Raw genomic sequence first — 375 nt, 5'->3', positions numbered from 1 at the left:
TTTCAATTTAGCTATGATGCTTTACTTCGGCTCACGGTCGTCAGTGATGGACAACAGGGCAAGACCTATTATACTTATGACGATTTAGGACAAATCACAAAAAGCACCTACCCGAATAACACCACTCGTGAGTATCAATACAACGCTTATGGCAAAGTGACTTGGTTTAAAGATGAAGCGGGTAAAGTCACAGAATATGACTACGCTTCGCCATTACATTTAATGACCGAAAAGCGGCTGCCAGATGGCGAACGGCTGAAATTTCGTTATGATAATATCCATCTACAAATCAGTGAAATTGAAAATCAGAAAGGGGAACGTTACCGCTTCAGCTACACGCCAACGGGGCAATTGAGTGAAGAAATTGGTTTTGAC

Annotated in this window: 1 protein-coding gene; it reads left to right on the top strand. The window is 41.9% G+C overall.

The window, feature by feature from the left end:
- The coding region (locus A9G41_RS01495) for an RHS repeat domain-containing protein (RefSeq protein ID WP_143425387.1) at positions 1 to 375 on the top strand (375 nt) is incomplete at both ends.

The organism is Gilliamella sp. Nev5-1, from assembly GCF_001690895.1.
GTDB classification, from domain to species: domain Bacteria; phylum Pseudomonadota; class Gammaproteobacteria; order Enterobacterales; family Orbaceae; genus Gilliamella; species Gilliamella apicola_C.
This window is presented reverse-complemented; position numbering and strand designations above follow the sequence as displayed.